This is a genomic window from Lachnospira intestinalis, assembly GCF_040095895.1.
Classification (GTDB): domain Bacteria; phylum Bacillota; class Clostridia; order Lachnospirales; family Lachnospiraceae; genus Lachnospira; species Lachnospira intestinalis.
On record NZ_JBBMFS010000001.1, the window covers coordinates 96,133 to 120,990 of the forward strand.

Here is a 24,858-nt window from a genome sequence, read left to right on the forward strand (position 1 = left end):
ATGAGGGAAATATGTCCTTACAGTTTATTACAGGGGGAAGCGGTGCAGGAAAATCAGAATATTTAAGCCGTTTAGTCTGTGAAGAATCTGTCAGAAGACCGCATGACAATTTTATTGTGGTTGTTCCTGAACAATATACTATGGAAACACAAAAAAAACTGGTGCATATGCATTCACGCAAGGGGATTTTAAATATTGATGTTGTCAGCTTTGAACGCCTTGCATACAAGGTATTTGAAGAACTGGGCGGCGGAAACCGTCCGGTATTAGACGATACCGGAAAGAACCTGATTGTACGGCGCGTACTTGAAAAAGAGAAGAAAAAGCTGGATTACTTTGGCAGCAGTATTGAAAAAACAGGTTTTGTTTCGGAGTTAAAATCCGTGATTTCCGAACTGCTTCAATATGGTATTACACCGCAGCAGCTTGGTGAAATCGGAGAGAATGTCAAAGAAAAGCAGCAGCTCTCCGCAAAATTAAAAGATATCCGTCTGGTTTACAAAGAATTTATGGCATTTTTGTCAACCAATTATATTACGTCTGAGGAAATTTTAGACGTATTATGCGGACTGGTGGAAAAATCAAAGCTGATTGCCGGTTCGGAAATTATTTTTGATGGATTTACCGGGTTTACACCGATTCAGTACAAACTCATGCGTCTGTTGCTGGTATACAGCAAAGGTATTAAAATATCAGTAACGATTGATAAAAAGGAACGTCCGACAGGACATGAAAGCTGGAACAACCTGTTTTTTATGAGTAAAGAGATGATGAACCGTCTAATTGCGATTTGTGAGGAAGAAGGAATCAACGTTGACGATACCGTGTGCGTGGACAGGGACATCAATTACCGCTATGAGGGTGCGAAGGACTTAGCATATCTTGAAAGAAATCTGTTCCGCTATAAGGGCGGTGTGTACACCGGTACACCGGAAAATATCCGCATTTACGAGGGTAGTAATCCCAAAGAGGAATTGCAGTATATCGTATCCGAGATTTTACAGCTGACAAGAAAAGAGGGCTTTCGTTATCGTGATATTGCCGTTGTTACGGCAGATTTGGAAACATACGGAAAAGTTGCCGCCAATATGATGAAACAAAATGACATTCCGGCGTTTTTGGATTATAAACGCTCTGTCGCCGCCAATCCGTATGTGGAAATGCTTTGCAGTGCCTTGGAGATTGTAGAAAAAGGATATCCGTATGACACGATGTTCCGATATCTGCGTACGGGGCTGACCGGCATTTCAAGACATGACATCGATATGCTGGAAAATTACTGTCTGGCGGTAGGTATCCGCGGCAGCCGTGCATGGCATGAACCGTGGAAAAAGAAAATGAAAAGAAGCACGTACCAGCCGGAACTGGAAACGTTAAATGCCCTGCGGGAGCAGATTATGGCGCCGTTTTTGAATCTGGAGGCGGTTTTAAAGGATAAAGAAGCCAATGTGCGGGCATATGTCACAGCCGTTTATGAATTTGTGACGGCTCTGCACAGTGCCGAGCAGATAAAGGCGCTTTCGGAGTGTGAACCTGCCGGCAATGAATATGAACAGCTCTATGCAAAGGTGCTTGAATTGTTTGACAGGATTGTGGAACTGCTCGGTGAAGAAAATGTTTCATTAAAGGAATTTAACAGGATTGTAGCGGCGGGCTTTGAAGAAATGAAAGTGGGACTGCTTCCGCCGACCTCCGACTGTGTGATGATTGGTGATATCGAAAGAACACGTCTTGACAATGTCAAAGTGCTGTTTTTTGCGGGAGTCAATGACGGTGTTGTGCCAAAGAAAAATGAAAATTGCAGTGTGCTGTCGGAAACCGACCGCAGTATACTGGAAGCACAGGAAATCGTACTGTCACCTTCTGCAAGGGAAAAAGCATTTATACAGAAATTTTATCTGTATCTGATGATGACAAAGGCTTCACACCGGCTGTATTTATCGTATGCAAAAAAAAGCAGTGACGGAAAGACGGCACTTCCGTCATATTTAATCCGTAATGTAAGACGCATGTTTCCGGATGTGCGCATAACGGATGCCGACGGGCAGGATGGACAGTTTGTCTATTTAAAGATTCCGAAGCAGGATATTGAGTGGAATACGGAAAATTATATTAAGACGTTGAGTGAAAATGCGGCGCTTTTGTTATACGGAACACAGCTAAAGGGTAGTATTTCGGCATTTGAAACGTATGCTTCCTGCCGTTTTGCGTATTTTCTGGAATATGGCTTAAAGCTTTCACAAAGAGAAGAATACCGTTTTGCGGTACAGGATTTCGGTACGGTTCTGCACGGTGTTTTGGAAGATGTGTCGCGGCAGTTAAAAGAGGAGAAAAAATCCTTTTCCCTGTTATCCGATGAAGAACGAAAAAAGCGCGTATCCGAAAGCGTTGTGCGGATTGCTGCAGAGTACGGCAACACCATTTTAAAGGATAACAGCCGTAACGAATACATGATTAAAAGGCTCACCGATTTGGCGGACAGGACGGTCTGGGCAATCGGAAAGCAGTTAGAACGCGGTGAATTTGCACCCGATGCATATGAAATGAACTTTTTAGTTGATGAGCATGAGGTACTTGGTGACAAGTCGCTTTATATGCAGGGCAAAATTGACCGCATTGATATTTGTGAAGATGATAACAATGTTTATGTGCGCGTGGTGGATTACAAAACCGGCAAATCGGATTTTGATTTGTTAAAGACATTTTACGGCTTAAAATTACAGCTTGTAACATATATGAAGGCGGCACAGCGCATCGAAAAGAAGCGGCACCCGGATAAGAATATTATTCCGGCGGGGATTCTTTATTACAATATTGACAATCCGATTATAGAAGTACAGAGCATGCCCGATGAAGAAGATGCAGATTATCGTGAAGCCGTTGATGAAATGATATTGGAAAATCTGCGTATGAAAGGTGTTGTCAATGAGGATACGGAAATTATCCGTAAAATGGATGACCGCGGAGGAAAGTCGGCGGTTATTCCGGTTGCGTTTAAATCAAACGGGGAGCTGGATATGCGAAGCCACATTTACAGCACGCAGAAGTTTGAACAGCTCACAGACTATGTCACCGAAAAGTCGGCAGATATGGCGGCGGGAATTTTTGGTGGAAATGTGGACGTTAATCCGTACCACACGCAGAAGGAAGATGCCTGTACATATTGTCCGTACCATGCGGTATGCGGTTTTTCACCGGATATTCCGGGAGGGCAGTCCCGCAGCTTAAAGACATTCAGTGATGAGGAAATATGGAAAAAAATCAGGGAAGGAGTTGATGAAAATGGCAAACCGCTGGACAGAAAAACAGTTCAAGGCAATCCGGACAAACGGCTGTAATATTTTAGTTGCTGCCGCCGCAGGTTCGGGTAAAACGGCGGTGCTGGTAGAACACATTATCCGAAAAATCACGGCAGAAGATGGCACAGACGTGGACAGAATGGTCGTTGTAACCTTTACCAAGGCGGCGGCGGCGGAAATGAAGCAGAGAATCCGTGAGGCGCTCGATGCAATGCTACAGGAGAATCCGGGAAACGAGCGGTTAATCCGTCAGATGACGTTGATTCACAATGCCCCGATTACGACGATTGACAGCTTCTGTTTAAATATTGTGCGCAATTATTTTACGGATATTGAATTAGATCCGGGTTTCAGGATTGCGGACGAAGGTGAAATGAAGCTGCTTGAAAATGATATTATGGAGGAGATGCTGGAGGAATATTATGCTTCCGAAAATCAGGTGTTCTTTGATTTTGTCGATGCGTATGGAACGGGACGTGACGATACGAAAATCGTGGATATTATTTTAAAATTATACCGCTTTGCAAGAAGCTATCCGTGGCCGGAGGAATGGTTTAAAGACTGCCTGTGCATTTACACGCAGGCAGATATCGACACGGCAGAACAAAATGCCGCAATCGGTTATCTTTTTGATACGGTCAGAAGACGTTTTAAAGACTATGACAGACAGTATGAAAAACTGGAAAGTATCTGCAATGAGCCGGACGGACCGCTGATGTATGCAGCAGCAGTACAGTCTGACCATGCGGGAATCCGTCAGATTCTGGATACGCAGAGTTATGAAGAACTGGTGCGTAAAGTGCGCCTGCTGTCTTTTGAAACGCTTGGAAGAAGCCGCAGTAAGGATATTTCAGAGGTAAAGAAGGCAGCAGTCAAGCAAATCCGCGATGAATATAAGGCTTATGTGACAAAGACGTTACAGGCGAAATTATTTACAAAGGAATTTGCAAATTTATTAGAGGATATTCGGGAAAATAAACCGGCAGTTGAAATGATGATGACACTCGCACAGGATTTTTACAGGCGCATGGATACAGAAAAGCGTGAAAGAAATGTCATTGATTTTAACGATATGGAGCATATGGCGCTAAACATTTTAGTCAAAAAAACGGAAAACGGCATGGAATACACCAAAGCGGCAGATGATTTAAGCGCATATTACGAGGAGATTCTCATAGACGAATATCAGGACAGCAATATGCTTCAGGAGGTTATTCTGACTGCGGTATCTAAGGGAAAATACAATGAAGCGGATAACAATATCTACATGGTGGGTGATGTGAAGCAGAGCATTTACAAGTTCCGTCTGGCGTGTCCGAAGCTGTTTATGGATAAGTACAGTACATATACCGATACGGACAGTCCGAATGTCAGGATTGAACTGCAGACCAATTTCCGAAGCCGCGAAAATGTACTTGAATGTACGAATGATGTTTTTTACAGGGCGATGAATCCTTACTTTGCAGAGATTGAGTATGATGACAGGGCAAGGTTAAATGCCGGGTTTGAGTATCCGAAATATCAGGCGCAGAATGAAAATGCGATGACATTTGCAGATGATCCGGATACGATGATTTATATGATTGATATGAATCAGGAAAAACTTTCCCCGGAGGACGAAGACCGTTCCGCAAGAGAGCGTGAAGGCGCTGCTGCCGCGGCTTTGATTCAACGGCTGACACAGCCAAAGGAAGACGGCAGTTTTTATATGGTTTATGATAAAAATGCCGAAAACGGCTACAGGAGAATCCGTTACAGTGACATCGTGATTCTGACAAGGACTGTCAGCGGCTGGGCGGATACATTTGTCAATGTGCTGATGAATGAAGATATTCCGGCATATTGTGACGCGTCAGAAGGATATTTTGATGTGCGTGAGGTCAAACTGCTGTTATCGTATCTTGCCGTAATAGATAATCCACTGCAGGATATTCCCATGGCGGCGGTCATGCTGTCCTTTTTTGGCAGATTTACAACGGAAGAACTCACACAGATTCGCATGAAAGACACCACAAAGCATTTGTATGACGTCATGCAGGAAAGCGATGATGAAAAAGTCGTGCAATTTTTAAAACAACTCGACAGTTTCAGGGAAAAGGCAGAGCGTTATCCGGTCAGTGATGTTTTGTGGGAGCTGATGTATGATACGGGATATTACCACTATGCCGGAACAATGCCGGCAGGTACTCAGCGGCAGGCAAATCTGGATATGCTTTATACAAAGGCGGCGGCATTTGAAAAGACCAGTTACAGCGGACTGTTTCAGTTTCTGCGCTATATTGAGCGCCTTAAAAAATACGAGGTGGATTTTGCGGAAGCTTCCGTGCTTGGTGAAAATGAAAATCTGGTGCGTGTGATGAGTATTCATAAAAGTAAGGGGCTGGAATTTCCGGTTGTCATTCTGGCAGGAATGGGAAAGAGCATTAACCAGATGGATTCCCGCGGGGAAGTGGTCCTGGATACGGACTTTGGTGTCGGAACAAATGTGGTACATTTAGATAAACGTATCAAGAATCCGACTCTGTTAAAATCAGCGGTATCACAAAAGCTTATACAGGAAACAATCAGCGAGGAACTGCGTGTGCTGTATGTTGCCATGACAAGAGCGAGGGAAAAGCTGTATATGATTGGCACCGTAAAAGACGCACAAAAAGCAGTAGAGGGCTGGCAGGCGGTTTCAGATGAATTGCTTGCCGGAGGCTGGTATTCGTACTCGTATGAAGCCGGTTTGAAAAATTATTTTGATATGGTCATGCCGGCAGTATTGCTGCCGCAGAATCTGCGTAAAGGGACGTTTCAGATTGTGGAATTTAAGAAAGAAGAATTGCAGGTAAGTGATGATATTTCAATGGAAGTATCACAGGCAGAGACGGATATTTCAAAAGAAGCAGGGCAGGAATTAGAAAAACTGCCGGATTATCCGTATGCCGATGAACCGGTTATGAAACCGAAGGTCACAGTGTCGGAATTAAAGAAAATGCAGCAGGATTCGGATTTTGCAGAAACTGCCTATATGCCGGAAAGCTTAAAACAGGCAGTGGATGAACAAAATGAAGATGAATTATTGCCGGAATTTATCGCAGGCAGGAAAAAGACGTTACAGGGAAGCCGGAGAGGTACAGCATATCATCGCGTGATGGAATGTATGGACTATGATACAAAACCAGAAAATACTGCTGTAAAAGCATTTTTAAAGCAGCTTGTAGAGGAAGAAAAGCTTACCAAACAGCAGGCAGACAGTATCCGTGTATCCGATATTGTTGCATTTATGAAAAATCCACTGTTTGAACGGATGAAACGGGCAAAACAGGCAGGTGTTTTTCATACGGAACAACCGTTTGTCTTTATTGATTTATCCGAACAGTCTGATAAATCAAAACAGGACGATACGAACCAGCCGGATAAAAACAATGGCGGACAGTTGATTCAGGGTGTTATTGATGTATATTTTGAAGAAGATGGAAGTCTTATTCTGGTGGATTACAAAACGGATAAGGTGTCAAAAAAAGGCGGTGAAGACGAATTGCGCAGGCGGTATGCACTCCAGTTAGAATACTATGCAAAAGCGCTGTCGCAGCTGCTTCAGAGACCTGTAAAGGAAAAAATTATCTATTCATTTTCATTGGGGAAAGATATAGAGCTTGAATAATTTTAATATCATCGTGGAAAACAAAGACAAGACCGTGTTTGTTTTCCACGATTTTTTAGGAAATAAAAGCACAAGAATTAGGAAATCTTTGCAAGCTGTGTACTGTGCTTCATAATGACATCCTTCATAACAAGGATATCAGACTGGATTGATTCAAGCTGGTTTATACCCTGGGAATATCTTTCATATGTAGATACATAGCAGGACTCAATCGTGTTCAGACGTGGAACAACATTCTGTTCCAGTGTGAGGTTAATCTGCGTAAGCTGTGACTGCAAAGAATCCCTTGTTTCGGCGATTTCGGTACGGAGGGAGCTTTGCAAAGAATCCCTTGTTTCAGTAATCTCAGTATGCAGGGCTTCGCGTGTTTCGGCGATTTCGGTACGGAGGGAACTTTGCAAAGAATCCCTTGTTTCAGCAATCTCAGCATGCAGGGCTTCGCGTGTTTCGGCGATTTCGGCACGGAGGGAACTCTGCAAAGAATCCCTTGTTTCAGCAATCTCAGCATGCAGGGCTTCGCGTGTTTCGGCGATTTCGGCACGGAGAGAATTCTGCAGGGTTTCCCGTGTTTCGGCGATTTCAGTACGAAGAGAACTCTGCAGGGAATCCCGCGTTTCGGCGATTTCAGCACGAAGAGAATTCTGCAAGGAATCCCTTGTTTCAGCGATTTCGGCACGGAGGGAACTTTGCAAAGAATCCCGCGTTTCGGCGATTTCAGTACGAAGAGAATTCTGCATATTTTCCAGCATACCAGATATTTCCCCTAATAAGTAGGTTACGGTTTTGTTGGATAACTCGTTTGACATATTTTCACCACCTTTCGTATTCTTAGTATACAGATAATAACATACTATAACGCATTTGTCTATATTTATTTGACCGTAATTTCAGATGAAATTTTTATGAAATTTTTAAAGGGCATTTTGTTTTCGGATAACAGTTGTCTTCAAAGAAGGGGTATAGTATAATAATACAAATTGTTTTAATCGCAGATAAAAAATCACTTAGGAATGGAGTTTAGTATGGAAACAGGAAAGGTCATTGAGGCTGCAATTGCTTATTTTGAAAATGATATTCGCAGAATCAGCCATTTGCTGAAAGTATATGGTTTTGCAAAGGCGATTGGAGAGAAGGAACAGCTGGATTTATTTACAATGGAATGTCTGGAAACCGCGGCAGTGCTTCATGATATCGGCATTAAAATATCAGAGGAAAAATATCAATCCAGTGCAGGAAAGTATCAGGAACTGGAGGGACCACCGGTGGCTGCTGTAATTTTAAAGAAACTGGAATTTCCGGCGCCGGTGACAGAGCGGGTGGCATATCTGATTGGACACCATCACACCTATGATAAAATAGAGGGAATGGATTATCAGATTTTAGTTGAGGCAGATTTTCTGGTAAATATCAATGAAGACGGCTTGGACAGCAGTAAGCAGGGGCTGGATTCTATCCGGAAAATCAAAGAAAATATTTTTAAAACGAAAACAGGAACTAAAATATTAGAGTCTATATATCTGAGTAAAGTAAATTAAAAGAAATGGAGAAAAAAATGGCAAATCAGGTCAATAGCAGTACATTTAAAAAGAATCAGTCACAGAAGAAAAAGAATCCGTGGATACCGCTGGTTGTTATCGTAGTTCTTGCGTTGTTAATGGTTTTGTTAAACTATTTTATGTTAGATGTAACCAATGCGGTATATCAGACCCAGCAGGAAACCGTACAGACAGAATCAGCTACGGCAGAGTAAAGCAACAGTCAATAAAAGCAAACAAAAAGGAGAAATTTCTAAAATCAGAAATTTCTCCTTAATTTTTTACGCAATATTTTTATGCGGTAATTGTTGTTCCTGTCTTTCCGGCAAGACTTGATTTTGCCTTGTCAAGGTTTGAAATAACGGCCTTTCTTTCGGAATCAGCAGTTACGAAACGAATGGAAGCGTCAACCTTTGGAAATGTTGTCTTTGCAGGGAAATGACCGGCTTTGATATAAGTGTGTAAGTCGGAAGCAGAAACCTGTTCAAAGACTTTTTCATTTGGTGTTCCTTTTTCAATTGTAAGATTGTCGTATGCTGTCAGGAATAATAAAGTCTGTGCGTTGACCAGTTCTGCCAGTTTGGCAGCAGTGTAGTCCTTTTCAATAATGGCGCTGGCACCTTTTAAATGTGTTCCCTGCTGTAGTACAGGAATACCACCGCCGCCGGCAGCGATTACAATCTGGTCTGCATCAAGCAGTGCCTTTACGGCATCAATTTCATAAATGTCGATTGGCAGTGGAGCAGCGATAATTCTTCTGAATTTACCCGGTTCTTCTTCAACAACATGGTTGCCTTTTTCTTCCTCGGCTTCGGCTTCTTTTTTTGACATAAATCTGCCAATGATTTTGGAAGGTTCGCTGAATGCCGCATCAAACGGGTCTACACGGACCTGTGTAATGATTGTAGAAACAGTTTTATAAATGCCGCGGTTTAATAATTCCTCGCGGATTGCATTCTGTAAGTCGTAACCGATATATCCCTCACTCATTGCACCGCAGACGGACATCGGGGCAACGGTTCTGTCGTCTGGATTTAAACGGGCAAATTCAGTCATTGCAGTCTGAATCATGCCGACCTGCGGACCGTTGCTGTGCGTAATGACAATCTGATATTTTTCTTCTACTAAATCTGCAATTGCAGCAGCAGCTTTTTTAACATTTTCCTGCTGTTCCGGGAAAGTTTCACCAAAAGAATTTCTTCCGAGAGCAACAACGATTCTTTTCTTATCCATATTAATCCTCATTTCTGCGCACGCTTTGTAATTCTAAGTTGTATTGCACATAACAGGCTTGTGCCAAGTGCGCAAAGTCACAAATCCTGCAAATGAATTCTGATACTTTATTATAAAATATTTGCAGGGAAAAAGCAAATATTATCAAGCATGAAAAATAAACAGCATTTTTGGCAGATGAGAAATCGCCGGGTGCAAGTAGTAACATTGAAGATATTTACCATATAATAAATACAGATAGGTGGAGGGTAAATAGCTTTGGCGGTATTTACATCGCAGATTTATGACAAAGCTGCTCGAAAGTGAGGAGTTGTATGCAGACAGGAGTTGCAATTGTAGATACAGGAATTTACCGGCATAGAGATTTTGGCAGCCGTATTACCGGTTTCGTTGATTTGGTTCATGGGAAAAACAGCGTTTATGATGATAGCGGACATGGGACACATATCGCGGGAATCATAGGCGGGGACGGGAGTGCATCCCGTGGACGGTATAAAGGAATTGCCCCGCATTCGGCACTGATAGGCGTAAAAGTTCTGGATGCACAGGGAAACGGGAAAATTTCAGATGTGGTGGAAGGACTCCGATGGATTTTAGAACAGAGAGAGCGGTATAATATCCGGGTTGTTAATATTTCGTTCGGAACGGTACCGGACCATGATGTGCAGGAAGAAAAACAGCTTAACCGGCAGGTGGAACAGCTATGGGATGCCGGAATTGTTGTGGTAGCGGCGGCAGGAAACAGCGGACCGGACAGAAATAGTATCACCGCACCGGGAAACTGTAAAAAAATTATAACCGTCGGTTCGTATGACGATACCAATTTTTCGGGTGTACGCGGAAGGAAAGTGCGGTATTATTCCGGCAGAGGACCGACGGAGGAATGTGTGATCAAGCCAGAGGTTGTTGTGACAGGATCCAATATTATTGCGTGCAGCAACCGTAAGGATGCATATGCAAAAAAAAGCGGAACATCAATGTCTGCTCCCATTGTCAGCGGAGCAGTTGCCAGACTTTTAGAGGAAAGACCGGACTATACACCGAAAGGTGTAAAAATGCGGCTGTTAAAGTGCTGTGAGACTATTGCCATTCCGGAAAATCAGCAGGGTTTCGGCGTACTGAACATAGTGAAATTTATAACGAGTGGGTAAAATAGTGTATGGTCATATGGTTTATTTGAAAAAAAACAGGATTTAATGTGATAATACTTATAATTATAAAAATGTGTTATTATAATACAGAATACATTTTTCAGGGGGAATGAGTACAAAAGAAACTGGAGGAGGAAAAATGTACGTTTGCTATTCTAGAAGCAAAAACGAAAGTCATGCAAAAGCCGTTTTGTATCACTTGGAAAATTGGGGATTTACAATGCCTGAAGAAGACGGAGAGAAAAATATTATGAGGGAGGTGACGTATGAACAGGAATGTGAAAGTATCGCAAGGCATCAGGAAGCCGTAGTAGTTTTAACACCGCAGCTGATACAGGATATAACAGCTCTTGTGGAGCTGGATATTTTAAAAAGCAGCTTTGAAAAGGGCAGAATTAAAATTGTTGTATTTTTATACGGGGTTGAATCTTCTACACTGCCGCAAAGACTTTCGTGGCTTGGAAAGGCACAGCTTGTGCGGGTTACGGGAATGGAATCGGTATTTGAGGGAATGTGCCATGCAGTGGCAGTGCGGATTGAGGAGGAGCTGTTTAAACAGGGTGATTTTAACAGCTGTAAGAAGAAATTTTATGCGTTTTTGGCACGGGATGCGTATTTAAAACGCATTTTTCGTGAGTATACAAGTCTGGAAGCGTATGCCGCAGGAACAAAGATTGTGCTTATTTATGCAATGTACTGTTATATTGAAATGAGGTACACAACAAGGATAACGGAGCCGTTTTACGGCAATTGTATCCGTAAACTGTATGAAAATGTAGATTATTATACACAGTGGGGAACATTGCAGTTAAGAATTGCGGAACGCAGTCTGTTTTTAAGCATTTGTCATATGAAAGAAATACCGGAAGAAAAAGCAGTTTAGATTTATGCGCAGGGAAAGAAGATAGGGGAAATAAATAGAACTTGACAAAAGAGTTAGACAGGGCTAACATTATGAAAGAAGTTAGCAGTGTCTAACTCTTTTTATGTTACGATAAATGAACATAGTCGGTAAGGAGAAATTTATGTTTTTAGAGATTGAACAATTACGGAAAAGTTATGGAACGGGTGAAAACAAAGTGGAGGTTTTAAAAGGGATACAGCTTGGTGTGGAGAAAGGGAAAATCTGCGTACTGCTGGGACCTTCCGGTTCGGGAAAATCTACACTGCTTAATATCGTAGGAGGCATTGACACGGCAGATTCCGGCAGTGTTACCGTAGCAGGCGAGGTTATGCAGGGCATGAACGACAGGCAGCTGACAGAATACAGAAGAAAGCATTTAGGCTATGTATTTCAGGCATATAATCTTATCGGAAATCTGACGGTACGTGAAAATATCGAAGTCGGCGCATATTTAAGCAGCCAGCCGTTAGATATTGATGAACTGCTTGATGTGCTGGGACTGACAGAACATCAGAACAAAATTCCGAGCCAGTTGTCCGGCGGTCAGCAGCAGCGGACGGCAATCGGCAGGGCAATCGTGAAAAATCCGGATATTCTGCTCTGCGACGAGCCGACCGGCGCTCTTGATTATCATACCTCAAAGGATATTCTGGCACTGATTGAGCGGGTCAATCAGAAATACGGCAATACAATTGTCATAGTCACCCACAATGACGCGATTAAAAATATGGCAGACCAGATTGTAAAGCTCAAAGACGGTCAGATTCAGGATGTTGAAATGAATGCCGCTAAAGTACCGGCGGAGCAGTTAGAGTGGTAAAACGGGGAGGTAAACAGCATGAAAAATCCATTGCGAAAGCGTTTTTTAAGGGAATTAAAGCAGGATTTCGGAAAATATGCCGTGATATTTTTGTTTATAACACTGACAATCGGGTTTATTTCAGGTTTTCTGGTCGCTGATAACAGCATGACCCATGCATACGATGAAAGCTTTGAAAAATACAATATTGAAGACGGCAATTTTGAATTGGAACAAAAGGCAGATGCGGTGCTGCTTAAAAAAGTAGAATCAGAAAATGATGTGGTGCTGTATGAGAACTTTTATAAGGAAGTACCAAAAGCCATCTCAAATGCGACACTGCGTATTTTCGGCGAGAGAAATGATATAAACCTGGTGTGTGTCATGGAAGGCAGAGCACCGCAGAAGGATGGAGAGATTGCACTCGACCGCCTGTTTGCCGAAAACAGGGAATTAAAAATCGGGGATTCGGTTGTTCTTGGCGGAGAGAAGCTTGAGATTGTAGGAACAGTGGCACTGTCCGATTATAGCGCGCAGTTTCAGAACAATTCGGATATGATGTTTGATGCAACAAACTTTGGTGTTGCCATTGTAACGAAAGGTCAGTATGACAAACTGGATGCGGGAACGGAGCATTTCATATATTCATGGAAAAATAATAAGACGGATTTGACGGATTCACAGCAGCGTGATTTGTCCGATGACATTTTAAAACAGCTCGTTTCCCTGCGGGCGGGCATTACCAATATTACACCGGCAGTAGAAAATCAGGCCATTCATTTTACGGGTGATGATATGGGCAGTGATAAGAGCATGATCCAGGTACTTTTATATGTCATCATGGTTATTCTGGCATTTATTTTCAGTGTAACGATTGCAAGCATTATTGAAAAGGAAGCTTCTGAAATCGGTACAATGAGGGCGCTTGGCTTTACCAGAGGTGAACTGCTGCGTCACTATATTACACTTCCGGTTACGGTAACACTGATTTCCTGTGTGCTGGGAAATATATTGGGATATACAGTATTTAAAGATGTCATGGCAGGAATGTATTATCACAGTTACAGTCTTCCGACATATATTACATTGTGGAATCCTTATGCATTTGTGATTACAACGGTTGTGCCGTGCATGATTATGATTGTGGTCAATACAATTGTATTGTATACAAAGTTAAAATTATCACCGCTTAAATTCCTGCGCCACGATTTAAACCACTGGCGTGAGAAAAAGGCAGTGCGCCTGCCAAAGGTTTCTTTTATGGCAAGATTCCGGATGCGTATCCTGATTCAGAACAAGGTAAATTATCTTGTGATGTTTTTAGGCGTAACATTTGCAAGTCTGCTCATTTTCTTCGGACTTTTGATGACACCGCTTTTAGACCACTACGGTATGCTGGTAGAGGAAAATATGATCAGCGATTACCAGTACGTGTTAAAAATGCCGGTGCAGACGAAAAATGAAGCTGCGGAAAAGTATGCGGTCAAGTCACTGATACTGGATAAAACCGACAGAAAATTAAAGGAAGAAATCAATGTCTACGGCATCCGTGAAGATTCAGATTACATTACAGGCATTGAGTTACACAAAAACGGCAACGGGGTCTATGCTTCTGAGGGTATTTTAGAAAAATATAAACTTTCAGTCGGCGATATGCTTGCGCTAAAAGACGAGTACAGCGATGACACCTATGAATTTGAAATCCTTGGCACGTATCCTTATCCGGCATCCTTTACGTTATTTATAAGCAACAGCCGGTTTGAAGAACTGTTTGACAAGGAAGAAGGCTATTTTAACGGATATTTCAGCAATGAAGAACTGACCGATTTGGACAGTAAGGCAGTAGCGGCAACGATTACATATGATGATATGACAAAGGTTGTGCGACAGTTAAAGGATTCCATGGGACAGATGTTCCCGCTGATAACAGTATTTTCCGTATTTATGGCAGTCCTGATTTTCTATCTGCTGTCAAAAATTGTGGTGGAAAAAAATGCAACGGCAATTTCCATGCTGCGTATTTTAGGGTATAATAAATCAGAAACCGCAAAGCTGTATATGATGTCCACCACGATTGCAGCCGTGATTTCTGTATTGTTAAGCCTTGGCATTGCGGCTGTTGTGATGCGGATGCTTTACGACTATTTTATGCAGGAAATGGCAGGCTGGCTTACCTACTACGTGGACCCGGCAAATTATGTGTGGGCAGTTGTACTGGGAATGGCATCATACGGTGTTTCAGCGGCGTTACAGTATCGCAAAATAGGAAAAGTAGGCTTAGAAGCAGCACTCAAGAGAGCAGATTTATAAAAACGACATTGCAGTGCTTAATTTGTTAAGAAAAATTTAAGAAGAATCAAAACTCCTTTCTAAGATTTCCTTCCTATACTACATGCATGCTTAGAAAAGGAGGAAGCAATGGAAGCTAATATATTAGTTGTTGAAGATGAAAAAGGAATACGGGATGCCATAACGATTTACTTAAAAAATCAGGGGTATTATGTTTATGAAGCCGAAAACGGCGTACAGGGACTTGAAATGGTAGAAAATCACACCATTCATTTGGCAATCGTAGATATTATGATGCCGGTTATGGATGGAATTACCATGACGATGAAGCTGCGTGAAAAATATGATTTCCCGTTGATATTTTTAAGTGCCAAATCAGAAGATATTGATAAAATCACAGGGTTAAATATCGGTGCAGACGATTATATCACAAAGCCCTTTGGCTCAATGGAACTGCTCGCAAGGGTCCATTCCAATCTGCGTCGGTATGAACAGATTTTGCAGTTAAAAAAAGCAGCATCCGCGTCCCAAAAAGAAACAGAAGAAGCGCATACGCTGACAGCAGGCGGACTGGAACTGGATTTGTATACAAAACAGCTGACGGTGGACGGAAAAAATGTAAAGCTGACACCAAAAGAATACGCGATTTTGGAGCTTTTAATGCGTTCACCGGGCAGGGTTTATTCGGCAGAACAGATTTATGAAAATGTCTGGAAAGAGGAAGCTATAAACACTGAAACCATCATGGTACATGTCCGAAAGCTGCGTGAAAAAATTGAAGTCAATCCCAGAAATCCACGGTATCTGAAAGTGGTGTGGGGTATCGGTTACAAAATTGAAAAATAAAAACGTTTGCAGGAAGGAGAACGTTTATGGAAAAGAAGAAAAAAAGAGTATTTGTGCTTGGACTTGTGGCCCTTTTAAGCGTGATATCAATCGGCATGATTTTGCTGTGCCGGAATATTCAATCAGAAAATCAGGGTACGCAGACAGTAGATGTCAGTGCAGTCAGCAGGGAAATGCTGCTGTTTATGCTTGATCAGACACGTGTTGTCAATAAAGACTATTCCGTGCTGTCGCTGGGAGAAGATGTTCCATACAGTATCCGTTCAGAACTGGAATATGTTATGGAAGAAGAACTGCTTACAGCAAGGGCAGATTTTATCAACTCGCCCAATTTTGCATATCGTATTACCAATACGGCTACCGGCGAAAAAACAGAGGGCGGCGATACGTCACTTTTTGTAAAAGACCATCAGATGTACAGTACATTTACTTATGATGCCGATGGAAATGTAACAAGTACGGGAGATTATGTTTCTACGGATTTTACTTATATGAGTGCATACCAGCTGCTTAAAAACAGTATCTCAATTTCTACCAGCAATGCGAGAGAAACGTATGAGATTTATGGAAAGAGTATTCCAAAATCCCAGATTCAGCTTCGTGTGCCGCAGAATCTCAAAGCTGAATTTGCCATTCCGCAGAATCTGACTGAAAATAATGATATCATCTGGTACAATACCGAGAATCTTGTTCATGGAGAAATGAGCGGCAGATTTTTAGCTGTTACGTGCTGTATGATGGTATTTTTTATCGGTTTATATATTCTGTTTTATCCGGTGAGTGTGGAACAGGAAGTCAACCTATTCGCATTTATGCGAAAAATAAAGGCGGAAATCAAATGGGCATTTTTAGGGACGGTGCTTTGTCTTGCGTACATCGGCATGGCATTTTTGGACGTGTATACCATGACCGGGGAATTGCAGACAGCACTGCAAATGCTTGGAATACCGTATGCAGAGCTTGTGCCTGTTGTGTTACAGTTTATCGGAATGATGCTTACAGGATTGTTTACAGCCATGGGTATTTTTGAAATCAAATATATGCTGACATCAGGTTTTTGCCGGTATTGGAAAGAAGATTCCCTTATCGGAAGCATCTGCGGAAATGTGAAAAGACGCTTTGAAAAGCTTTCAGAGGTGGATTTGAGCGACAAAACAGATACGGTGCTTTTAAAGTATGTACTGATACAGATGGTAATCGTCGGTGTGATTGCGTGCTTTTGGAGTTTTGGTATTGTGCTTTCAGTCCTTTACAGCGTGCTGTTGTTTTTCTATATCAGGAAGAAGCTAAAAAAAGTACAGAAGGATTATCAGGTTTTGTTAGAAGAAGCACACCAGCTTGCAGACGGCAGATTTGATGAAGAAATTACACAGGATGTCGGTATTTTTAATGCGTTGGGCGACGAATTAAAAAATGTCCGTATCGGCTTTGAAAAAGCGGTCAGTGAGGAAATAAAATCGCAGAATATGAAGACGGAGCTGATAAGCAATGTTTCGCACGATTTAAAAACACCGCTGACCGGTATTAAAAACTATGCGGAGCTCCTGGGACAGGACAATGTAAGCGGGCAGGATAAGCAGGTGTATCTGGAAAATTTACAGCATTATATTGACCGGTTAAACAATCTGATTGAGGATTTGTTTGAAGTCAGCAAGGTCAACAGCGGCAATATTGAGTTAAATCCCGTGGAGCTGAATGTCGTTGCACTGATACAACAGGCACAGGCGGAAACGGAGGATTTGTTAAAACAGAAAAATCTGACGGTGATTCTTGATGCACCGGAAAACGGTATTGTGCAGGCATTAGACGGTGATAAGACGTACCGTATTTTTGAAAATCTGTTTACGAATATTGCAAAGTACACACTGCCCGGCACGCGGGTTTATGTGAGCGCCACGGCACAGCCTGAATACACGGAAATTGTATTTAAAAATATTTCAGAAGCACAGATGAATTTTACACCGGAAGAAATCGTGGAGCGTTTTGTGCGCGGGGACAAATCCCGTCACGAAAGTGGAAGTGGCATCGGACTGGCGATTGTGAAAAGCTTCACAGAGGTACAGAACGGAACATTTTCAATCGAGATTGATGGAGATTTATTTAAGGCGGTTGTGCGGTTCAAAGTAAATTGAACTTGCAGAAACGTTGGTATGATTTGCCGGCAGAATGGAGGAGGGTATGAGTATTGATGTTTTAATAGGAATTTTGATTCCGTTTGTGGGGACAGCACTGGGAGCAGCGTGTGTATTTTTCTTAAAAGATCAGATACCGGCGCTGGTGCAGAAGGGACTGCTGGGATTTGCTTCCGGCGTTATGGTGGCGGCATCCGTGTGGTCACTTTTAATTCCTGCGATTGAAATGAGCGAGGATATGGGGAGAATGGCATTTGTTCCGGGGGCAGTGGGAATTGCCGTCGGCATGGCATTTTTACTGCTCATGGACAGACTGGTGCCGCACCTGCATTTAGGAGCGGAAAAGTCGGAAGGGCTGCCTGCCCATTTAAAAAAAACAACGATGCTTGTCCTTGCGGTAACGTTGCATAATATCCCGGAGGGTATGGCAGTCGGTGTGGCATTTGCCGGATATCTGTCCGGGGAAGGAACAATTACGCTTGCCGGGGCAGCGGCACTTGCGATGGGTATTGCCATTCAGAATTTCCCGGAAGGGGCGGTGATTTCAATGCCGCTTCGCAGTGAGGGACAGAGCCGTTTAAAGGCATTTGTATGCGGCACGCTTTCCGGCATTGTAGAGCCGATTGGCGCAGTGATTACGATTGCATTTGCGGGCATTTTAACACCGATTCTGCCCTACATTTTATCGTTTGCCGCAGGCGCCATGCTTTATGTCGTGGTAGAAGAATTAATTCCCGAAGCCTCCGAAGGCAATCACTCCAACATCGGAACACTGGGCTTTGGTGTGGGATTTGTCGTGATGATGATATTAGACGTAGCACTCGGATAAAATTAATAATCGCTTATTCACCGGAGGTTATTTAGAAATATTGTTTAATTTGCAAAAAACTGGAAAAAATAAAAAAAGAACTTACGAAAAGGGGAAAATTCCTTTAAAATGAAGATGATACCAGGGCGGATTGTGGGAGTGCACAGCACGGAACAATTCACAGGTATCACAAATATGTAGGTAAAATGTTGGTTTGCAGAAGAATGGAGGAAACAATGTTTCAGATCGGTGAGTATGTGGTACATGGAAACGACGGAATCTGTGAAGTAAAAGACATTACACAACTGGAACTGCCGGGCGGCAGTTCTAAAAGGCAGTATTATCTGCTGGTTCCGCAAAAGGAAAAGAACGGACGGATTTACAGTCCGGTGGAAAGCAGCAAAGTCCAGACGCGCAAAGTCATTACAAAGCAGGAGGCAGACACGCTGATTCGTGAAATTCCTGCAATTCAGGCGGCATGGGTTGAAAATGAAAAGCTGCGGGAAAATGTATATAAAGAAGCAATCAAAAGCTGTGATTTGCGGGAACTGGTAAAAATTATTAAAAATATGTATCTGCGCAGACAGGAGCGCATTTCAAGCGGCAAAAAAGCAACGGTTTTAGACGACCGCTATTTTAAGCTGGCAGAGGATAAATTGTACAGCGAACTGGTGTTTGTAACCGGTAAAGACAGAAATCAGATTGAGAAACAGATAGAACAGCAGGCAGCGCAGTGCATGGAATCTGTATAGAAGTCTGTTTTATAGCAAAATGGTTTAGAATAAAAAGCACAAGTCTGAATAAAAATTCGGATTTGTGCTTTTTTTCTGACAATTCATATGATATTCTAATAAAAGATGTCAGGCATAACAGGATGCTTTGACAGCATAAAAATGGGAAAACAGGAGGAAGAATGGTAGTAGAATTGATGTTGATAGCATTAATACTGGTGTTATGTATTATTGCGGATAAGTTTTCGGGCAAATTCGGAATGCCTGCGTTAATTTTGTTTATCGGAATCGGTATGCTGTTTGGCAGTGATGGAATTGTAAAGATTCCATTTGATAACTTTGCAGTAACCGAACAGATTTGTACGATTGCACTGGGATTTATTATGTTTTACGGCGGCTTCAACACCAAGTGGAAGGCGGCAAAGCCGGTTGCAGTCAAATCATTGTTATTGTCAACGGCCGGCGTATTTCTGACCGGGTTTCTCACTATGGCATTTTGCTGTGTGGTATTAAAGTTTCGTTTCGCAGAGGGTTTCCTTTTGGGAGCGGTCATTTCCTGTACGGATGCTGCGAGTGTATTTTCCATTTTACGAAAGAAAAAGCTGAATTTAAAAGACGGCGTGGCTTCCCTGCTTGAAATCGAAAGCGGCAGTAATGATCCGACGGCGTATATGCTGACGGTGGTTGGTATTTCTCTGGTAAACGGTGAAAATCTTTCAACTGTGCCGTATGCTATTTTTGCGCAGATTGTATACGGTGTGGCAATCGGTGTTGTGCTTGCCGTATTTGGTATATGGGTGCTGACAAAGACAAGAGTGGTAACAAACGGTATGTATACGGTATTTATACTGGCGCTGGTGCTGTTTGGCATGGGCTTTTCGTCACTGGTGGGCGGAAATGCATTTTTAAGTATCTACCTTTTGGGGATTCTTATGGGAAACAGCAGTATCCGCAATAAAAAAGAAATTATTCCGTTTTTTGACGGAGTGACGGGATTATCCCAGATTGTGATATTCTTTTTACTGGGTCTGCTGTCATTTCCGCACAAATTTCCGTATATCATGGGAACGGCGATTGTTATCGCACTGTTTATCCTGCTGATTGCAAGACCGCTCACGGTTCTGCTCATTTTAAAGCCGTTTCACTGTTCACTGAATCAATGTCTGCTGGTTTCGTGGGCGGGGCTTAGAGGTGCTTCATCGATTGTATTCTCGATATTTGCCATGGCGGCGGGAAATGACATTTCAAGAGATTTATTTCACATTGTCTTTATGATTTCGCTGTTATCTGTTGCGGTACAGGGCACACTGCTTCCGTATGTTTCACGGAAACTGGATATGATTGATGATAAGGCAGATGTCCAAAAGACATTTAATGACTATCAGGAAGAGTCGGCAATTACGCTGATGCGCATGTATATTCCAAAGGGACATAACTGGGAAAATAAGCATATCAGCGAGGTACATATGCCGACAGGCGCACTGGCACTCATGATTAAGCGTGATGATGAAACGATTATCACACGCGGCAATACGCAGATTCTGGCAGGGGACAGCCTGATTTTAAGCGTGCCGACCTATAACCCGGATGATGACGAAGGACTGGAAGAAATTTTTATTGACAAAAATCATCCGTGGGGCAACCAAAGAATTGAGGACCTAAATCTTCCGGAAAATGTCCTGATTGCGCTGATTAAGAGAAATGAACGCAACATTATTCCAGACGGAAAGACGTTTATCGAGCCGGAGGACATCGTGGTTCTCTATAAATAACTTTAAAAAGCACCGAAACAGTAACAGCAGCTGTTTCGGTGCTTTTTTTGTATGAATCATTGTATAAATTTTGGCATAAATTTTTTCGCATAAAAAGGACAGAAAAATTTTTTGAAAAAAGAACGTTGACAACACTATTATCATAGTGTACTATATAACTAGTTCACCGATACACAAAAGAAAGGAGGACAACGAATGGAATTTGAAAATAATATCCCGATTTACATTCAGGTTATCAATCAGATAAAAAAGGATATTATCACAGGAAAGCTTCCAATGGGTGCGAAACTGCCGTCCACAAGAGAACTGGCGGTTTTATATCACATCAATCCGAATACGGCGGGGAGGGTTTATAAAGAAATGGAACTTCAGAATATGTGCTATACCAAAAGAGGGCTCGGAACATTTGTAACCGAGGATGCTGCGGTATTTAAAGCCTTGCGGGAGTCTATGGCACAGGAATTTATCAGTAATTTTGTCAAAGAAATGCAGGATTTGGGATACAGCAAAGAGGAACTGCTGGCAGAGGTGTCGGCGAAATTTTAAAGGAAGCAAAACAGAAATGCAGAATGGAGAGAAGTGTGAAAAATCATAAATCAAAATTTTTCACACAACTATTTGCACCACAGGTGCCGCAAATAGATTCATTGCAGATTGGAGAGGAATATATGTTAAATTGTTCAGATGTTAAGAAAACGTATTTTAATAAGACGGCTGTGGAGAATATCAGCCTGTCGCTTGAAAATGGAAAGATTTACGCTCTTTTAGGACCGAACGGGAGCGGAAAGACGACGTTTATGAAGATGATTGCAGGACTTGTAAAGCCGACAAGCGGAACGATTCTTTATGAAAATGAGCCGATAGGCGTGCAGTCCAAAAGAGAAATCGCTTATCTGCCGACCGAAAGCTTTTTCTACTCCTTTATGACAGTAAAGGATGTGGGAATTTATTACCGGGACTTTTTTGAAGATTTTGATATGGAAAAATACGCAAAGCTGATAGCCGATATGGATTTACGGATGGAGGATAAAGCCAGCAAGCTGTCTTCCGGCATGGCTGCCAAGTTAAAGATTGCAGCAACACTTGCAAGAGCCGCAAAGCTCTATCTGTTAGACGAACCGTTAAACGGTATTGATATTATTGCAAGAGAAAAGGTAGTTACAACGATTTTAAATGCGGTTGGTGAAGAAAGCAGTGTTGTCATTTCAAGCCATCTGGTCGATGAACTTGAGGCGGTAGTGGATTCTGTGATCTTTATAAAAGAGGGCAGAAACATTTTACAGGGTGAAGCCGAGCAGATAAGGGAGCAGCGAGGCAAGTCTATTGTAGAACTTTATAAGGAAATATATGCGTAAGGGCGGAAAGAGAGGTTAAGAGTATGTTAAAGCTGATGAAGTATGAATTTAAAAAGCAGATGTTTTCAAAAATAATTATTGCGGCAATATTAGGGGTACTGACACTGTATTTCGGAATTGCGTGCGTGATAGATAAGGAAACCCATGCGGCAATCGCAACTATGCTGATATTTACCGTTATGGTTTTTGCGGGATTGTATGTGGCGGTAGAAAGCTTGAGCGTATATGATAAGGATTTAAAGACCAAACAGAGTTATATGCTGTTTCTTGTTCCGAAGTCTTCCTATGAGATTCTTGGCGCAAAAATGATTTCGGCGGTACTGCAAATCTTTTTTACCATGCTGATTTACGGTATCGTGGCGGTGCTGTGCGGTTCGGTTTTCCTGATAAAGTACAGCAGTGTCAGAGAACTGATGACACTGGTACAGAACATTTTAGAAATTAATTATTCTGTCAGAGTGGACTGGGGTTTTGCAGTCCAGAAGATTTTGACGGTTTTTGTTACATGGGTATTTATTGTAGTGCTTGGATATTTTGTGGAAACGCTGATATATACACTGGTGCATAAAACTAAGCTGACCTCATTTATTGTTTTTGTGGCATATATTTTATGCTTCTGGGGAGTTGTAAGCGCCGATAATGCAATTTTAAATGCGATAAGCAAATCTTCACAGGTAATGCAAAGCAGTGTGGAAATTCTTTTCTTCCTTGTTATTAACACACTGCTGTATGTGGCGTCAGCATGGTTAATGGATAAAAAGCTGAGTGTGTAAAAATGCGGTATACGGAAAAAATCCGGACGGTGAAAAATCGTCCGGATTTTTTATTGTGCAGATACCGGACTGCACATAAAAAATAATAAAAAGATACTTGACGGATACAACGAGTTAGTGTATACTAACCATTGTAAAGAGGTTAGATAAAACTAACTATGGTTTTATATGGAGGAGAAAGTATGAGCCGGGAGATTTTAAAGCTTGTGCAGAAAATCGACAGCAGTACAGTGGATTTGCAGATGGTTCTGCAATGTGCACCGGTGCTTGCCGGATTAAAGGTTTCCAATATGTTAAGTGTAAGCCGGGCGTTTTATCCGCGTATACTTGAGGTGTTAAAGGAAACGGATATTTCCTGTTATCTGCTGCGGCAGACAGATGAAAAAGTCATTCTTCTGCTGTACAAGGAGCAGGAATTACAGCAGCAGCTTTTAGAAGCGGATACGAGAGCATTTTTAAAATCCTACGGATACACACAGTTTGCGGTAGAAGATGTTTTGGATTTATTCAAAAAGCGTTACTGCGACAATCTGTGTACAACAAAGGATTTTCCACATGAAATGGGTGTGCTTTTAGGATATCCGCTGGAAGATGTAAAAGGCTTTATTAACAACCGGGGCAGGAATTTTCTCTATACAGGCTATTGGAAGGTTTATTCTGATTTACAGCAGAAGGTGGATTTGTTTGGATGTTTTGAACAGGCAAAAGAACAGATGATACGGCTGCTGTCATACGGAATGGATATTCAGGAAATAATAATGATGTTTCATTATGAGGAACTGCGGGAAGCAGTTATCTAAAGGAAGCAGACAAAAAAATATGCACAAACCAGTGCAGGAAATGAGGATGAACATGGCAAAAGTAGTTTATTGGTCACAGACAGGCAACACACAGACAATGGCAGAGGCAGTTGCAAAAGGAATCACAGCGGCAGGCGGCAGCGCGGAATGTGTTGCGGTATCGGATATTACACCACAGGACTTGGCGGGTGAAGCTGTATTTGCATTAGGATGCCCGGCAATGGGTGCAGAGGTTCTTGAAGAATCAGAAATGGAACCTTTTGTGGAAGAACTTGAAAAGAGTGTATCCGGCAAGAAAATCGGTTTATTCGGTTCTTACGGCTGGGGTGACGGTCAGTGGATGAGAGACTGGGAAGAAAGAATGAAAGCAGCAGGTGCAGAAATTGTCGGAGGAGAAGGCGTTATCTGCATGGAAGCACCGGATGATGAAGCAATAGCGGCTTGTGAAAAGCTGGGAAGCCAGCTTATCTAGTCAGATAAGGAGAAAGCATGAGTGTTGTAATTGTTGGGGGACATGACCGAATGGTCAGTCAATACAAGAAAATCTGTAAAGAACATAAATGTAAGGCGAAGGTATTTACACAGATGAGTGCAAATCTGTCAAGCCAGATTGGAAGCCCCGATTTGGTGATTTTATTTACTAATACGGTGTCACATAAAATGGCGCGCTGTGCAGTTGTTGAAGCCGAACGTGCCAATGCGAATATTATCAGATGCCACACAAGCAGCCAGGCTGCATTAAATGAAATTTTAGACAAGGCAGCCGCAGTGTAAAAACCAGA

General features: G+C 42.2%; 21 protein-coding genes. 19 read left to right on the forward strand and 2 right to left on the reverse strand.

Features of this window, described 5'->3' with window-relative positions; genetic code table 11:
• The first annotated feature begins 11 nt into the window (after positions 1-11).
• A complete protein-coding gene (locus tag WMO37_RS00400) occupies positions 12-3,338 on the forward strand; it encodes a PD-(D/E)XK nuclease family protein (RefSeq protein ID WP_349153983.1) in 3,327 nt (1,108 codons plus the stop codon).
• Complete coding sequence (gene addA, locus WMO37_RS00405; RefSeq protein ID WP_349153984.1) at positions 3,283-6,948, forward strand: helicase-exonuclease AddAB subunit AddA; 3,666 nt, start codon at positions 3,283-3,285, stop codon at positions 6,946-6,948. Before WMO37_RS00400 ends, addA begins: the two co-directional genes overlap by 56 nt.
• 77 nt (positions 6,949-7,025) lie before the next feature.
• Here addA and WMO37_RS00410 read toward each other — a convergent pair whose 3' ends face one another.
• Positions 7,026-7,754 (reverse strand): FUSC family protein, encoded by a 729-nt coding sequence (locus WMO37_RS00410; protein ID WP_349153985.1) that lies wholly within the window; start codon positions 7,752-7,754, stop codon positions 7,026-7,028.
• Between the two features lie 216 nt (positions 7,755-7,970).
• On the opposite strand from WMO37_RS00410, the gene WMO37_RS00415 reads away from it, so the two are divergent.
• Positions 7,971-8,483: an HD domain-containing protein gene (locus WMO37_RS00415; protein ID WP_022432849.1), complete on the forward strand. Its 513-nt coding sequence runs from the start codon at positions 7,971-7,973 to the stop codon at positions 8,481-8,483.
• Positions 8,484-8,500: 17 nt separating this feature from the next.
• The gene (locus WMO37_RS00420) at positions 8,501-8,698 is read left to right on the forward strand and encodes a hypothetical protein (protein ID WP_349153986.1); all 198 of its coding nucleotides are present in this window, start codon (positions 8,501-8,503) and stop codon (positions 8,696-8,698) included.
• 79 nt (positions 8,699-8,777) lie between these two features.
• Here WMO37_RS00420 and arcC read toward each other — a convergent pair whose 3' ends face one another.
• Positions 8,778-9,716 (reverse strand): carbamate kinase, encoded by a 939-nt coding sequence (gene arcC / locus WMO37_RS00425; protein ID WP_349153987.1) that lies wholly within the window; start codon positions 9,714-9,716, stop codon positions 8,778-8,780.
• Between the two features lie 314 nt (positions 9,717-10,030).
• Here arcC and WMO37_RS00430 point away from each other — a divergent pair, with 314 nt between their 5' ends.
• The 15 genes from WMO37_RS00430 (at position 10,031) to WMO37_RS00500 (ending at position 24,850) form a co-directional block, all read left to right on the forward strand.
• Positions 10,031-10,867, forward strand: a complete 837-nt coding sequence (locus WMO37_RS00430; protein ID WP_349153988.1) for a S8 family peptidase — start codon at positions 10,031-10,033, stop codon at positions 10,865-10,867.
• Positions 10,868-11,006: 139 nt separating this feature from the next.
• A complete protein-coding gene (locus tag WMO37_RS00435; protein WP_349153989.1) occupies positions 11,007-11,750 on the forward strand; it encodes a hypothetical protein in 744 nt (247 codons plus the stop codon).
• Between the two features lie 142 nt (positions 11,751-11,892).
• Positions 11,893-12,591 (forward strand): ABC transporter ATP-binding protein, encoded by a 699-nt coding sequence (locus WMO37_RS00440; RefSeq protein ID WP_022432844.1) that lies wholly within the window; start codon positions 11,893-11,895, stop codon positions 12,589-12,591.
• A gap of 18 nt (positions 12,592-12,609) precedes the next feature.
• Positions 12,610-14,880: an ABC transporter permease gene (locus WMO37_RS00445; RefSeq protein WP_349153990.1), complete on the forward strand. Its 2,271-nt coding sequence runs from the start codon at positions 12,610-12,612 to the stop codon at positions 14,878-14,880.
• Between the two features lie 108 nt (positions 14,881-14,988).
• Positions 14,989-15,705 carry a response regulator transcription factor gene (locus tag WMO37_RS00450; RefSeq protein WP_349153991.1) on the forward strand — a complete coding sequence of 239 codons (717 nt, stop codon included), beginning with the start codon at positions 14,989-14,991 and terminating at the stop codon, positions 15,703-15,705.
• A 26-nt stretch (positions 15,706-15,731) separates the two neighbouring features.
• Complete coding sequence (locus WMO37_RS00455; protein ID WP_349153992.1) at positions 15,732-17,837, forward strand: sensor histidine kinase; 2,106 nt, start codon at positions 15,732-15,734, stop codon at positions 17,835-17,837.
• Between the two features lie 52 nt (positions 17,838-17,889).
• Complete coding sequence (locus WMO37_RS00460) at positions 17,890-18,666, forward strand: ZIP family metal transporter (protein ID WP_369426201.1); 777 nt, start codon at positions 17,890-17,892, stop codon at positions 18,664-18,666.
• A 215-nt stretch (positions 18,667-18,881) separates the two neighbouring features.
• The gene (locus WMO37_RS00465) at positions 18,882-19,397 is read left to right on the forward strand and encodes a CarD family transcriptional regulator (RefSeq protein WP_022432839.1); all 516 of its coding nucleotides are present in this window, start codon (positions 18,882-18,884) and stop codon (positions 19,395-19,397) included.
• 161 nt (positions 19,398-19,558) lie between these two features.
• The gene (locus WMO37_RS00470; protein WP_022432838.1) at positions 19,559-21,148 is read left to right on the forward strand and encodes a potassium/proton antiporter; all 1,590 of its coding nucleotides are present in this window, start codon (positions 19,559-19,561) and stop codon (positions 21,146-21,148) included.
• A 195-nt stretch (positions 21,149-21,343) separates the two neighbouring features.
• Entirely contained in the window at positions 21,344-21,694 is a 351-nt protein-coding gene (locus WMO37_RS00475) for a GntR family transcriptional regulator (RefSeq protein ID WP_349153994.1), read from the forward strand.
• 122 nt (positions 21,695-21,816) lie between these two features.
• Complete coding sequence (locus WMO37_RS00480; RefSeq protein WP_022432836.1) at positions 21,817-22,503, forward strand: ABC transporter ATP-binding protein; 687 nt, start codon at positions 21,817-21,819, stop codon at positions 22,501-22,503.
• A gap of 23 nt (positions 22,504-22,526) precedes the next feature.
• Positions 22,527-23,276 (forward strand): hypothetical protein, encoded by a 750-nt coding sequence (locus tag WMO37_RS00485; RefSeq protein WP_022432835.1) that lies wholly within the window; start codon positions 22,527-22,529, stop codon positions 23,274-23,276.
• Between the two features lie 182 nt (positions 23,277-23,458).
• Positions 23,459-24,076: a DUF3793 family protein gene (locus WMO37_RS00490; protein ID WP_022432834.1), complete on the forward strand. Its 618-nt coding sequence runs from the start codon at positions 23,459-23,461 to the stop codon at positions 24,074-24,076.
• A 46-nt stretch (positions 24,077-24,122) separates the two neighbouring features.
• On the forward strand, positions 24,123-24,548 hold the full coding sequence (locus WMO37_RS00495) for a flavodoxin (RefSeq protein ID WP_227089523.1): 426 nt from the start codon (positions 24,123-24,125) through the stop codon (positions 24,546-24,548).
• 17 nt (positions 24,549-24,565) lie between these two features.
• A complete protein-coding gene (locus WMO37_RS00500) occupies positions 24,566-24,850 on the forward strand; it encodes a DUF2325 domain-containing protein (protein ID WP_022432832.1) in 285 nt (94 codons plus the stop codon).
• Positions 24,851-24,858 lie beyond the last annotated feature (8 nt).